Origin of the sequence: Rhodoferax lithotrophicus (assembly GCF_019973615.1) — a bacterium.
In the GTDB taxonomy this organism is placed as follows: Bacteria; Pseudomonadota; Gammaproteobacteria; order Burkholderiales; family Burkholderiaceae_C; genus Rhodoferax; species Rhodoferax lithotrophicus.
The window spans coordinates 2,045,686-2,058,696 of sequence record NZ_AP024238.1; the positions used below are offsets into that span (position 1 = coordinate 2,045,686).

The following is a 13,011-nucleotide window of genomic DNA, read 5'->3' on the forward strand; positions in this document are numbered from 1 at the left end:
TTCAGTAGGTGGGTGCACGTCGCCAACCTGCACGGATTTTGGGGCATTTCGGGGGCTGAATTCTGAGGGTGAAGCCATGGGGGCCAAAAATCATGCATGTTTCAGCGTCCCATGCGCTTGAGTTGCCGCCCAAGGGCATGGCACTGTTGTTTGAATGATGCGGCTTGCTGGGGCTTGGGCTGGCTGTAGCGTAGCGCTTCGAGTTGCAGCAACCAGGTGCGTAATTGAGGATAGCGTGCCTGCAGGCTGGGGTGTTGGCGCCACAGCTCTATCAACTGGCGCGGCGTGCTTTGTGGGGGGAGCTGCAACTTGGCGTGGGCAAAGGCTTTGCGCGCCCGCACAAGCAGACGCAGCCAGGGGTCCTGGCGCTGGCGTTCCCAGGCGCTCCAGGCGGCGCTGGCCAGACTGGCCACCACCACGATGCTCCACAGGATGTACAGCAGGTCTTCCCAGCCGGGCGATTCAAAGCCCAGGTTTTTCAGCAGATCCAGCTGGCGTTGCTGGGTGTAGTTGAGCACCCATTGGTTCCAGCGGTTGTTTACCGCATCCCAGGCGGCCCGCATATTCAGGGCAAAGGCCGGGCTGACACTGCCCAACAAGGCGCTGGTGAGGGCACCACGTGGTGTTTGCAGGCGTTGCAAGCTGCCAGTGCGCCCAGGGGCCACCGCGGCCGTGGGGTCAACCCGCACCCAGCCCCGGCCTGCCAGCCAGACTTCGGCCCAGGCGTGGGCATCACTTTGGCGCACCGTCCAGAAATTGTCCAGCGTGTTGCGCTCGCCACCCTGGTAGCCGGTGACCACCCGTGCTGGAATGCCGCTGGCGCGCATGACAATGACAAAGGCCGCCGCAATGTGTTCACAAAACCCTAGCTTGCGGTCAAACCAGAATTCGTCGGCGCTGTCACGGCCATACAAGCCGGGTTCCAGGGTGTAGAGGTAGTCGCCGGTGCGCAGGTGCTGCAGTACGGCTTGTACACGTGCTGCGGGGTCGGGGTGGCTTTGTTGCAACTCTTGGGCCCAGGCCTGGGTGCGTGGGTTGAAGCCGAGGGGCAACCTCAGGTTGGGGCGCAGCTGGGTACGTGGCGCATCAACATCGGCCAGATAGCGGGTGTAACTGGTGGCCTCATAACGCAGCAACTCGGTCACCGGGCGGGTCAACACCCATTGCAAATCATGGGTCATGCGCGGGGTGCTGCCGGGCACTTTGGGGGGCTGGGGCGTGGCATCCAGCGTCAGCAGCCAGGGTTGCTGGTTGGGCTCCAGGGTGATTTGATAGTTCAGTGGCTCACCCTGTACCACCAGCTGGGTTGGCATTGGGTGGAGGTCAGCATCCGGCCACGGCATGGCTGTCCAGCGTTTGCCATCAAACTGTGTCAGCACCGGGCCACGAAAGTACATCTGGGTCGGCTCGGGTTGTTGACCTGTGAAACGCAGGCGCATGGCCACACTGTCGTCCAGCGCCAGGCTGGCAATGTTGCCCACCGACATGCTGGCGGACAAACCGCTGCGCCCGGTCATCGCATCCCCAGGCAAGCCCCACAGCGGGGCCAGCCGTGGAAACAGCATGAACAGCACCAGCATGATCGGTGCGCCCAGCAGGGTCATCTGGCCCGCCATACGTGCTGCTTGCCAGAGCGGCGGTTTGCCCACCGGCATGTGGGCGTTGACCAGCGCCGTCAGCAGCCCCCACAGCGCCAGCAACATGGCGGTGGCAGTGAGCAGGGATTGTGAGTAGAAAAACTGCGTCAGCATCAGAAAGAAGCTCAGGAAAAACACCACAAACGCATCCCGGCGGGCACGCAACTCCAGGGTTTTCAGGGTCAGCAACACCACCACCAGGGTCACGCCCGCATCACGCCCGAGCAGGGTACGGTAGCTCATCCAGGTGGCCGCAACGGCCAGCGCCAGCAGGCCCAAACGCCAGGCGGTGCCGGGCAGCGGCAGGGCCCGCCAGGCCAGCGAACCACGCCACAGAATCACCGCTGCGCCCATCAGGCTGCACCAAAGAGGCACCTGCTGGATCAGCGGCAGCGCCACCCAGGTGATCACGGCCAGCAGAAACAGCGTGTCGCGGCCGTCTCGCGGCAGGCGGGTGAGGGCGCGCCACATCATGCCAGGGCCAGCGCTTGCAGGCAGCGCTGTTGATGGGTTAAACCGTTGGCTGGGGCCAGGTTGTGGCCGCCAATGCGCAGGCCGTAACGCACGCCTTGTTTTTCCGCCAGCAAGACCCAGGCGCACAGACGGCTGAGTTGGGCCTCGGTCTGGCTAAGCTGGGTCAGTTGTGGTTCCAGCACCAGCGTGCGAGTTTGCAGGTTGGTATGTTCGCGGCTGACCAGTTCACCGGTTTTGGCGGCTTTTTTCCAGACGATGGTTTTCAGGCCATCACCCCGTCGGTAGGGGCGCAGACCATCGGGCTCGCCCAGGGTGTGGACGGCCGGGCTGGCTTGATGACCTTCTTCGCTACCGTGGGTGGGGAGTGGGGGGGCATGCTGTTCAGGGGCCGGGTACACCAGCACCTGGGCCGCAGGCCGCCAAATGGCCCAGACTCTGAAGGTGCCCAGCGGGAACAAGGTTTGTAGCGTCAGGGTGGGCAAGTGCTGCAGCCCGCGCCGGGGCGGTTTGAACGCCAGTTGTACCGTGGCGCTGGCCTGGGCACCCACATCGGTGTCAACCCAGTGTCCGGTGTCTTGCACCGACATTGACAAGCCAAAGCGTGGGCTTTTGCGGGTGTTTTGAAGATGTATGACAAATTGGGCTGTAGCGCCCATGTAGCAAGCGTCAGGTGCTTCCAAATGCATAGTGAGTCCACGCAGCGTGGCATGTGCGACATGCATGGCCACCAGCGCACAGCCAGCCAGCAGAAAGGTCAGCAGGTAGCCCAGATTGAGCTGGTAGTTGATGGAGGCTAGCAGCAACACCATCAGCGTCACCGCCAGCATCAACCCGGCGCGGGTCGGGATGATGTAGACGTTGCGCTGGTTCAGTGTGATGCGGTCAGCCAGCGGCATGCGGTTTTGCAGCCACTTGGCAAAGCGGTTTTTCAGAAAACGCAGGGGATGGAGCCAACGCATGGCGCACGCCGCTTCAGGAAATGGCCACCGCATCCAGCATGGCGCTGACCTGGGCAACTGCCCCCCGTCCGGCATCGGCCACGGGCACCAGCCGGTGGGCAATGGTTTGCGGCAGAATGGCACGCACATCGTCTGGGGCGACAAAATCACGTCCGTTGAGCAGGGCACGGGCCTTGGCCGCACGCAGCACCGCAATGCCGGCTCGTGGGCTCAGGCCTTGCACAAACCAGCGGCCCGAGCGGGTGGCCTCAATCAAGTCTTGTACATAGTCCAAAAGAGGCTCTGAGGCATGTACTTCAAGCACAAGCTGCTGCAATTTTTGTAGCTCAGGAAGACTCAGCAAACTGGGTAGCCGATCCACCAGTTCGCGCCGGTCCGCGCCGGTCAGCAGCTGCCGCTCAGCCATGCGGTTGGGGTAGCCTAATGAAATACGCATCAAAAACCGGTCGAGTTGTGATTCCGGCAACTGGTAAGTGCCCAGCTGGTCGTGCGGGTTTTGGGTGGCAATGACAAAAAACGGTGTGGGCAGGGGGCGGGTTTCGCCCTCAATCGTGACCTGTTTTTCTTCCATGGCCTCCAGCAGTGCACTTTGGGTTTTGGGGCTGGCGCGGTTGATCTCGTCGGCCAGCAGCACCTGGGCAAACAGCGGTCCGGGATGGAAGACAAATTTTTCCTGCCCGCGCTCATACACCGACACGCCCGAGAGGTCGCTGGGCATCAGGTCGGCGGTGAATTGCACGCGTGAAAACTGCAGGCCAAAAGTGCGTGCCAAGGCATGGGCCAGGGTGGTTTTGCCGACACCGGGAACATCTTCGATCAGCAGGTGGCCACCGGCCAGCAGGCAAGCCACGCAGTCTTGCGTTTGGTCAAGCTTGCCCACGATCACCGTGTTAAGCTGACTGACAAGCGCTGTAAGTTTTTGTTGTGTATTCATGGGCTAACCTTACCAAAATTACTTCGAAGGAGATGACTGCGTATGACGATGACCGGATACTTTACCCACCCCAGCTGTCGCAAACATGAAATGAGTCCGGGACACCCTGAGTGCCCGGAGCGTCTGGATGCCATTGATGACCGTTTGATGGCCTCCGGTTTGAGCATTGCCCTGGAGCACCGCACGGCGACGGCTGCTGCCACTTCAGACATTGAACTGGCGCATGACCGTATGTATGTGGCGGCGATTCGTGGCCTGAATGCCGAACTGAAAGAACAGATTGATGCCGGTGGCGCAGACCATTTGCAAATTGATCCCGATACCAGCATCAACATGCACACCTGGAATGCTGCACTACATTCGGCGGGTGCGGCCATTGATGCAACTGACGCGGTGATGGCTGGCGAGATGCCCAATGCGTTTTGCGCCATTCGCCCACCGGGCCACCATGCCACCCACAACGAAGCCATGGGTTTTTGCTTTTTCAACAATGTGGCCATTGCTGCCAAATATGCGCTGGAGCGGCATAACCTGCATCGTGTGGCGATTGTGGACTTTGATGTGCACCACGGTAACGGTACCGAAGACATTGTCAAAGGTGACGAGCGTATTTTGATGGTGAGCTTTTACCAGCACCCGTTTTACCCGACGGATTGGAACCATTCCAATGCCAAAAATCTGGTGAATCTGCCGGTACCGGCCTACACCAAAGGCATGGCCATCCGCGAGCTGATCGAGGCCAGCTGGATACCGCGCATGGAGGAGTTCAAGCCCGAGATGATTTTTATCAGTGCCGGTTTTGATGCCCATCGTGAAGACGATATGGGCCAGCTTGGACTGGTCGAACAGGATTACGCCTGGATCACCAGTCGCATCATGGATGTGGCCCGTCACCATTCCAAAGGGCGCATCGTGAGCTGTCTGGAAGGGGGGTATGTGATGAGCCCGCTGGCGCGCAGTGTGGAGGCGCACATTCGGGTACTGGCTGATGTCTGAGCCGGTATTTACGGACCTGCAGGGCTGGCTGCAAGCCCTGAGCAAGGCCAGTGTTCTCCTGGAGCTGGGTGTTCTGGCCATGTGTGTGTTGTTGGCCTGGCAGCTCACCCGGCTGTTAAGCAAGTCGTTTGTTGAGCCGGGAAACAACACCATCATGTTTGGCCGGCGTGTGGTGGACGGTGTGTTGTTCCCGGCGCTGTGGTTGTGCCTGACCTATGTGGCGCGCAAATTGTTGATGCACAACCATGTGCCGCTGGCTTTGTTTAATCTGGCAATTCCGGTGCTGTTGTCACTGCTGGTGATACGGCTGGGTGTCAAGGTGCTGCAAGCGGCTTTCAGCGAGACCCCGCTCATCCGGCTGCTGGAGCGCACCATTTCATGGGTGGCCTGGTTGGCCATGGTGTTGTGGGTCAGCGGTTTTCTCCCCTTGGTGATGGATGAGTTGGATCAAATCAGCTGGAAGGTTGGTGGCAGTACCCTGTCGGTGCGCAAGATTATTGAGGGCACGCTGACTGCGGGCTTGGTGCTGATCATTACGCTGTGGATATCTTCGGCGATCGAGTCCAGGTTGCTGCGCCGTGCCACCGGTGGTGAATTGAGTTTGCGCAAGGCTTTCAGCAATGCGGCCCGGGCATTGCTGATGTTCATTGGTTTGTTGCTGGCTTTGTCTGCTGTCGGGATTGACTTGACGGCTTTGTCGGTGCTGGGCGGGGCCATTGGTGTGGGCATTGGCTTTGGCTTGCAAAAACTGGCCGCCAATTACGTCAGTGGTTTTGTCATCCTGGCCGAACGCAGCATGCGTATTGGCGACAGCGTACAGGTCGATGGGTTTAATGGGGTGATTACCGAAATTAATGCGCGCTACACCGTGATCCGATCACTGGCCGGGCGCGAGTCCATTGTGCCCAACGAGATGTTGATCACCAGCCGGGTTGAGAACCTCTCGTTGGCGGACCCCCAAATATGGCAATCCACCAACGTGTCGGTGGGTTATGACAGCGATGTTGACCTGGTCTCGCGCTTGTTGTTGCAAGCCGCTACCCAGCAGGCCCGTGTGTTGACTACTCCTGCACCTTCGGTCGGCTTGATGGCTTTTGGTGCTGACGGTCTGGAATTCCGCTTGGGCTACTGGATTGGTGACCCGCAAAATGGCAGTGACAACCTGCGTTCCCTCATCAATCTGGAGATTTTGCGTTTGCTGCGTGCACATCGTATTGAAATACCTTTTCCGCAGCGAGTGATCCATCAAATTCCAAAGTAGCCGGGTGGCAGTTTTCGTGCCTATAATTAAAAGCACGGTCGTTCTATTATTGATTTATTTGCGGAATGTCATGGTGACAATCCAGCCTTGCAAAGGCATCCGAATAGAATGCTTAGTTGACGTGCACGTCAATCATTTTGACGGTGTCACAAGGCAAGAGTTGCTTATTTTTTTAACTTTTCTGGAGAGAGACAACATGAAAGTCCTGGTCGCCGTCAAGCGTGTAGTGGACTACAACGTGAAGATCCGAGTGAAGTCGGACAACACGGGTGTAGACACCGCCAACGTCAAAATGAGCATGAACCCGTTTGACGAAATCGCCATCGAAGAAGCCGTGCGCCTGAAGGAAAAAGGCGTGGCCACCGAGATCATCGCCGTCTCCTGCGGCGTCACCCAGTGCCAAGAAACCCTGCGCACCGCCATGGCCATCGGTGCCGACCGTGCCATCCTGGTGGAAAGTAACGAAGACCTGCAGCCCCTGGCGGTAGCCAAACTCCTCAAAGCCCTGGTTGACAAAGAACAACCCGGCCTGATCATCCTGGGCAAACAAGCCATTGACGACGACTGCAACCAGACCGGCCAAATGCTCGCCGCCCTGGCCGACTTGCCCCAAGCCACCTTTGCCAGCAAGGTCGAAGTGGTGGACGGCAAACTCATCGCCTCGCGCGAAGTCGATGGTGGCAGCGAAAAACTCAGCCTCAGCCTGCCGGCTGTGATCACCGCTGACCTGCGCCTGAACGAACCCCGCTACGTCACACTGCCCAACATCATGAAGGCCAAGAAAAAGCCGCTGGAAGTGGTCAAGCCTGAAGACCTGGGTGTGGATGTCGCCCCGCGCATCAAAACCCTCAAAGTCACCGAGCCGCCCAAGCGCAGTGCCGGCATCAAAGTGCCCGATGTGGCCACACTGGTTGCCAAGCTCAAGACCGAAGCCAAAGTCATCTGAGGAACACAAAATGACCAATCTCGTAATCGCCGAACACGACAACGCCAGCCTCAAGGCCGCCACCCTCAACACCGTGACCGCAGCCACCCAATGTGGTGGTGACGTGCATGTGCTGGTAGCTGGTCACAACGCCGCAGCCGCCGCAGCAGCAGCGGCCCAGATCGCCGGTGTCAGCAAAGTCCTGCACATCGAAGCCGACACCCTGGCCCACGGTCTGGCTGAGAACCTGACTGCCCAGATTGTTGCCCTGGCCTCCGGCTACAGCCATTTGCTGTTTGCTGCCACCCCAGCCGGTAAAAACGTTGCCCCACGCGTGGCGGCCAAACTCAATGTGGCACAAATCTCTGACATCTCCAAAGTCATCAGTGCTGACACCTTTGAGCGCCCGATCTACGCTGGCAACGCCATCGCTACAGTACAAAGCCTCGATGCCATCAAGGTCATCACCGTGCGGGGTACAGGTTTTGATGCTGCAGCGCAATCTGCACAAGCGCAAGCAGCTATTGAAACTGTAGCTGCCGTGGCAGTACCCGCAAGCACCACCTACCTGGGCAGCGAAATCGCCAAGAATGACCGCCCGGAACTGACCGAAGCCAAGATCATCGTCAGCGGTGGCCGTGCCATGGGCTCACAAGAGAAGTTTGCCGAAGTATTGACACCGCTGGCCGACAAGCTTGGTGCGGCCATTGGAGCCAGCCGTGCGGCGGTGGATGCAGGCTACGCTGCCAACGATTTGCAAGTGGGCCAGACCGGCAAGATTGTTGCGCCCCAGCTCTACATTGCAGCGGGCATCAGCGGTGCGATTCAGCACCTGGCCGGTATGAAAGACAGCAAGGTGATTGTGGCCATCAACAAAGACCCCGAAGCCCCGATCTTCAGCGTGGCGGACTATGGGCTGGAGGCTGATCTGTTTGTGGCTGTGCCTGAACTGGTGGCTGCCCTTTAAAAGCCAACTCCTGTGGGCATCCATCTGGATGCCCTTTTTTTTCGTCTGAGCACCAGCTCGACTGGTTTGAACATTTTTGGAGAAACGTCATGAGCTACAAAGCCCCCGTCAAAGACATGTTGTTCAACATGAAATACCTGGCCAACATTGACCAGATTGCCCAATTGCCTGGCATGGAAGATGCCGGTTTTGACACCGCCCAAGCCGTGCTGGAAGAGGCCGCCAAATTCAATGAAAACGTCCTTGGCCCCCTGAACTGGGAAGGTGACAAAAACCCCACCAGCTGGAAAGATGGTGTGGTTACGGCTACGCCCGGTTTCAAAGATGCTTTTAAACAATACACCGAAGCCGGTTGGCAAGGCCTGCAACACCCGGTGGACTTTGGCGGCCAGGGCCTGCCCAAAACCATTGGTTCTGCCGTGGGTGAAATGCAAAACTCGGCTAACTTGAGTTTTGCCCTGTGCCCATTACTGACCGACGGTGCGATTGAAGCCCTGCTGACCGCTGGCAGCGAAGAACTTAACGCCACCTATCTGGAAAAACTGGTCAGTGGCCAATGGACTGGCACCATGAACCTGACCGAACCGCAGGCTGGCAGTGACCTGGCGGCGGTGCGCACCAAGGCCGAACCCCAGCCCGATGGCACGTACAAGATTGCCGGCACCAAAATCTTCATCACCTGGGGTGAGCATGACATGGCCGAGAACATCATCCACCTGGTGTTGGCCCGCGTCAACGGTGCCCCCGAAGGCGTGAAAGGCATCAGCCTGTTTGTGGTGCCCAAGTTCATGGTCAATGCCGACGGCTCACTGGGTGCGCGCAATGATGTGCAGTGCGTCAGCATCGAACACAAGATGGGCATCAAGGCCAGCCCCACCGCAGTGCTGCAATTCGGTGACCACGGTGGCGCGGTCGGTTACCTGGTTGGCCAGGAAAACCGGGGTCTGGAATACATGTTCATCATGATGAACGCCGCCCGTTACGGTGTGGGTGTACAAGGCATTGCGATTGCGGAGCGGGCTTACCAGAAGGCCGTGGAATTCTCCAAAGAGCGTATTCAAAGCCGCCCGGTCGATGGCTCGCTGCCCGCCGCAGGCCCGATCATTCACCACCCGGATGTGAAACGTATGCTGATGACCATGCGTGCCTACACCGAAGGCTGCCGGGCGCTGTCCAGCGTGGCCGCTGCCGCCTATGACGCAGCCCACCACCACGAAGATGCTGAAACCCGCAAGCAAAACCAGAGCTTCTACGAGTTCATGGTGCCGCTGATCAAGGGCTACAGCACCGAGATGAGCCTGGAAGTCACCAGCCTGGGTGTGCAGGTACACGGCGGCATGGGCTTCATCGAAGAAACCGGTTGCGCCCAGTATTACCGCGATGCCAAGATTTTGACCATCTACGAAGGCACCACCGCCATCCAAGCCAACGACCTGGTGGGTCGCAAGACCAGCCGCGATGGTGGTCAAACTGCCAAGGCGCTGGCCGGTCAAATTGAAGCCTGCGAAGCCGATTTGTTGCAAAGTGGCAGTGCGGACGCCGCTGCCATGGCACGCCGCCTGAAAGCGGCCCGCCTGGCTTTCATTGACGTGGTGGACTTTGTGGCGGGCAACACCAAGGCACATCCGAACGATGTGTTTGCGGGCAGCGTGCCTTACCTGATGCTCACCGGCAATCTGATGGCTGGTTGGCAATTGGCACGGGCTTTGTTGGTGGCACAGGAGCAAGTAGCCAAGGGTGAGGATGTGGCTTTTATGCAGGCCAAGATCATCACCGCACGCTTCTATGCGGATCATTTGTTGACCAAAGTGCCGGGCTTGCGTGACAGCATTGTGGAAGGTGCGGCCTGTGTCACGGCTTTGGCGCTGGAGGCGTTCTGATCCCCGACGTATTCGGCTGTATGGCAGGTTTCTGCCAGTTTGGTGCTAACCTTTGCGGCTAGCTGTCTTTTTGCTATTGATTACATAGCCTCCTGCGCTTGATTAAAAAGCGCTGGAGGCTATTTTGTTTGAAGATTGTTGGTGCCGACTCCGAACGGACTTGGATGCATGGATGGCCGCCAACCTCTGCCATTTTCAATCAGGCTTTTCCAGGAGTTCTCACCATGACCTTGCTCCATATCTCCAGCCAGTTTGATGCCGGTGCCATTGATGTGGTGAGTCTGCTAGACCCGCAAGACATTCAGCTCAACATCCGCCACGACAACGCCAGCGATTTTGCCCAGTGGTTTTACTTCTGCTTGCACGGGGCGGCTGGTGTGCCGGTGCGCCTGCGGTTTTTGAATGCGGGCCAAAGTGCCTATCCCAAGGGTTGGGATGGCTACCGGATAGCCTGCAGCTACGACCACCAGAATTGGTTTCGCACGGATACCGGGTTTGACGGCCAGGTCATGACGGTGGACTTCATACCCCAGAGCAACAGTGTCTACTTCGCCTACTTTGAGCCGTATTCGTACGAACGGCATCTGGATTTGATCGGCTCTGCGGCCAGTTCGGCACATGTGACGCTGGAGCGCCTGGGCAGCACACTGGACGGTCGGGACATGACGCTGTTGCGCATCACCCACGCCCAAAGCGCGATACCGCTGGCACAGAAAAAGAAGATCTGGCTGATGGCCCGCCAGCATCCTGGTGAATCGATGGCCGAGTGGTTTGTTGAGGGTTTTCTGGAGCGCCTGCTGGACGATGCGGATCCGGTCGCACGGGTGTTGCTGGATCAATGTGTGTTCCACGTTGTACCCAACATGAACCCCGACGGTGCGGTGCGTGGCAACCTGCGCACCAACGCAGCCGGGACCAACCTGAACCGCGAATGGACCGCGCCCAGCCTGGAGAAATCGCCTGAGGTGTATTGGGTGCGTCAGAAAATGCTGGCGGTTGGTGTTGATTTGAACTTGGATGCCCACGGTGACGAAGGCTTGCCTTACAACTTTGTTGCCGGCACCGAAGACACGCCGGGTTATAGCCCGCGTATCGCAGCTCTGGAAGAGGCCTTCAAAGCCAGCTGGCTGGCGGCCAGCCCGGATTTTCAGACGGAATACGGTTACCCGCGCGGCAAACACGGCGAAGCCAACATGACCCTGGCCACCAACTGGATCGGTCAGCAGTTTGACTGCTTGGCCTTCACGATAGAGATGCCGTTCAAGGACAACGCCCATTGGCCTGATTCACACGTGGGTTGGAACGGCGAGCGCTCCAAGCACCTGGGCGGCAGCGTTTTGCTGCCAGTGTGGGCGGTGCTTGATCGTCTGCGTGGTTGGTCTGGCCAATAGATGTTACTATTTTGATAGCTGCTTGCGCTTGTTTCACAAGGACTTGAAGCCTATTTTTCTTTGATGAGTGAGGAGGACACCATGACCCGACTGCCTGCCCGGTTAAGCAAGCTGCCTTTTCCTGTGATTGGCTCGCCCATGTTCATCATCAGCAATCCGAAATTGGTGATCGCCCAGTGCATCGCTGGTGTAGTGGGCTCTATGCCAGCGCTGAACGCACGGCCAGCTGAGCAACTGGAAGCGTGGTTGATCGAGATCACCGAAGCCCTGGCGACCCACAACGCAGCTCACCCTGAGCAGCCCGCCGCCCCGTTTGCCATCAACCAGATCGTGCACAAAAGTAATGACCGGCTGGAACACGACATGGCGCTGTGTGTCAAGTACAAGGTGCCGATCATCATCACCAGTCTGGGTGCACGCGAAGACATCAACGCAGCGGCGCACAGTTACGGTGGTGTGGTGCTGCACGATGTCATCAACAACAAGCACGCCCACAAGGCGGTAGAGAAGGGGGCCGATGGCCTGATCGCCGTGGCGGCGGGTGCTGGCGGCCATGCCGGGGTGAAGAGCCCGTTTGCCCTGGTGCAGGAAATTCGCCAGTGGTTTGATGGCCCGCTGGCCCTGAGTGGCTCGATTGCCAGCGGTGGCGCGGTGCTGGCAGCACAAGCCATGGGTGCCGACTTTGCCTATATTGGCTCCGCCTTTATTGCCACCCACGAGGCCCGTGCAGCAGAGGCCTACAAGCAGGCGGTGGTGGACAGCAATTCGGATGACATTGTCTATAGCAACCTGTTCACCGGGGTACACGGCAACTATCTGGCCTGCAGTATCCGCGCCGCGGGCCTGGACCCGGAGCATTTGCCTGAGAGTGATCCGGGGCAAATGAATTTTGGCAGTGACAAGTCAAAAGCCTGGAAGGATATCTGGGGATGTGGTCAAGGCATTGGCCTCATCACCGAGGTGCAAAGCACCGCGGATTTGGTGGCGCGGCTCAAACGGGAATATGCCGCGGCGCGGCAGCGCTTGCTCGCTTAATTTTCTTTTTTCCCGGCCTCACTGGGCACCCGGCTGAAGTCTTTGCTTTCGCTGACCAGCAAGTTGAGCAAACGCATGAATTCGATCTGATCGATTGGGCTCAAGGGTTCCAGAATACGCTGCTGGGCACGTTCCATACACGGAATCACGTCTTGCAACAACTTCTCCCCCTCTTGCGTCAATTCCAGTAGCCGCACGCGCCGGTCTTGTGGCGACACCTGGCGGGTGATCAAGCCGCGTGCCTCCAGTCGATCCACCACGCTGGCGGTGTTGGAGGTGTCCAGCGCGATCAGGCCCGCCAGCGTGCGCTGATCCGTGCCAGGGTGGTTGTGCACGGTTTGCAACACCGCGTACTGCACCGGTGTCATGCCGAATTCTTGCGCTTCCTGGTGAAAGATGCCCACCGCAATTTGCTGCAGTCGGCGGATGGCATGGCCTGGAATCTGGTCGACGTGTACGGCAGTTGGGATCATGATTTTTTCTTCAAGTTTAGGGAATACCCTGATTTGTGGGTTGAATTTTATCATTACACTTATCATCAGTACACTGATA

At 58.5% G+C, this 13,011-nt stretch carries 11 protein-coding genes; 7 read left to right on the plus strand and 4 right to left on the minus strand.

What is annotated here, in order from left to right; all coding sequences use genetic code 11:
* Positions 1 to 101: 101 nt before the first annotated feature.
* From LDN84_RS09490 to LDN84_RS09500, 3 genes are read right to left on the minus strand one after another with little or no spacing between them, the layout of a single operon-like run.
* A complete protein-coding gene (locus tag LDN84_RS09490) occupies positions 102 to 2,108 on the minus strand; it encodes a transglutaminase TgpA family protein (RefSeq protein WP_223912894.1) in 2,007 nt (668 codons plus the stop codon).
* A complete protein-coding gene (locus LDN84_RS09495) occupies positions 2,108 to 3,070 on the minus strand; it encodes a DUF58 domain-containing protein (protein WP_223911680.1) in 963 nt (320 codons plus the stop codon). Before LDN84_RS09495 ends, LDN84_RS09490 begins: the two co-directional genes overlap by 1 nt.
* Positions 3,071 to 3,083: 13 nt before the next feature.
* Complete coding sequence (locus LDN84_RS09500; protein ID WP_223911682.1) at positions 3,084 to 4,004, minus strand: AAA family ATPase; 921 nt, start codon at positions 4,002 to 4,004, stop codon at positions 3,084 to 3,086.
* 42 nt (positions 4,005 to 4,046) lie between these two features.
* Between LDN84_RS09500 and LDN84_RS09505 the strand changes: the two genes are divergently transcribed.
* The 7 genes from LDN84_RS09505 (at position 4,047) to LDN84_RS09535 (ending at position 12,459) form a co-directional block, all read left to right on the plus strand.
* Positions 4,047 to 5,000, plus strand: coding sequence for a histone deacetylase family protein (locus LDN84_RS09505; RefSeq protein WP_223911685.1), 954 nt, complete (start codon positions 4,047 to 4,049; stop codon positions 4,998 to 5,000).
* The gene (locus tag LDN84_RS09510) at positions 4,993 to 6,261 is read left to right on the plus strand and encodes a mechanosensitive ion channel family protein (protein ID WP_223911688.1); all 1,269 of its coding nucleotides are present in this window, start codon (positions 4,993 to 4,995) and stop codon (positions 6,259 to 6,261) included. Before LDN84_RS09505 ends, LDN84_RS09510 begins: the two co-directional genes overlap by 8 nt.
* A gap of 196 nt (positions 6,262 to 6,457) precedes the next feature.
* The gene (locus tag LDN84_RS09515) at positions 6,458 to 7,207 is read left to right on the plus strand and encodes an electron transfer flavoprotein subunit beta/FixA family protein (protein WP_223911692.1); all 750 of its coding nucleotides are present in this window, start codon (positions 6,458 to 6,460) and stop codon (positions 7,205 to 7,207) included.
* A 10-nt stretch (positions 7,208 to 7,217) separates the two neighbouring features.
* Positions 7,218 to 8,153, plus strand: a complete 936-nt coding sequence (locus tag LDN84_RS09520; RefSeq protein ID WP_223911695.1) for an electron transfer flavoprotein subunit alpha/FixB family protein — start codon at positions 7,218 to 7,220, stop codon at positions 8,151 to 8,153.
* 89 nt (positions 8,154 to 8,242) lie between these two features.
* Positions 8,243 to 10,033, plus strand: coding sequence for an acyl-CoA dehydrogenase (locus tag LDN84_RS09525; RefSeq protein WP_223911698.1), 1,791 nt, complete (start codon positions 8,243 to 8,245; stop codon positions 10,031 to 10,033).
* Positions 10,034 to 10,257: 224 nt separating this feature from the next.
* Positions 10,258 to 11,424, plus strand: a complete 1,167-nt coding sequence (locus tag LDN84_RS09530; RefSeq protein WP_223911701.1) for a M14 family metallopeptidase — start codon at positions 10,258 to 10,260, stop codon at positions 11,422 to 11,424.
* A gap of 81 nt (positions 11,425 to 11,505) precedes the next feature.
* Positions 11,506 to 12,459 carry an NAD(P)H-dependent flavin oxidoreductase gene (locus tag LDN84_RS09535; RefSeq protein WP_223911704.1) on the plus strand — a complete coding sequence of 318 codons (954 nt, stop codon included), beginning with the start codon at positions 11,506 to 11,508 and terminating at the stop codon, positions 12,457 to 12,459.
* Here the strand turns inward: LDN84_RS09535 and LDN84_RS09540 are convergent.
* A complete protein-coding gene (locus LDN84_RS09540) occupies positions 12,456 to 12,932 on the minus strand; it encodes a MarR family winged helix-turn-helix transcriptional regulator (protein ID WP_223911707.1) in 477 nt (158 codons plus the stop codon). The genes LDN84_RS09535 and LDN84_RS09540 overlap by 4 nt on opposite strands.
* Between the last annotated feature and the right edge of the window lie 79 nt (positions 12,933 to 13,011).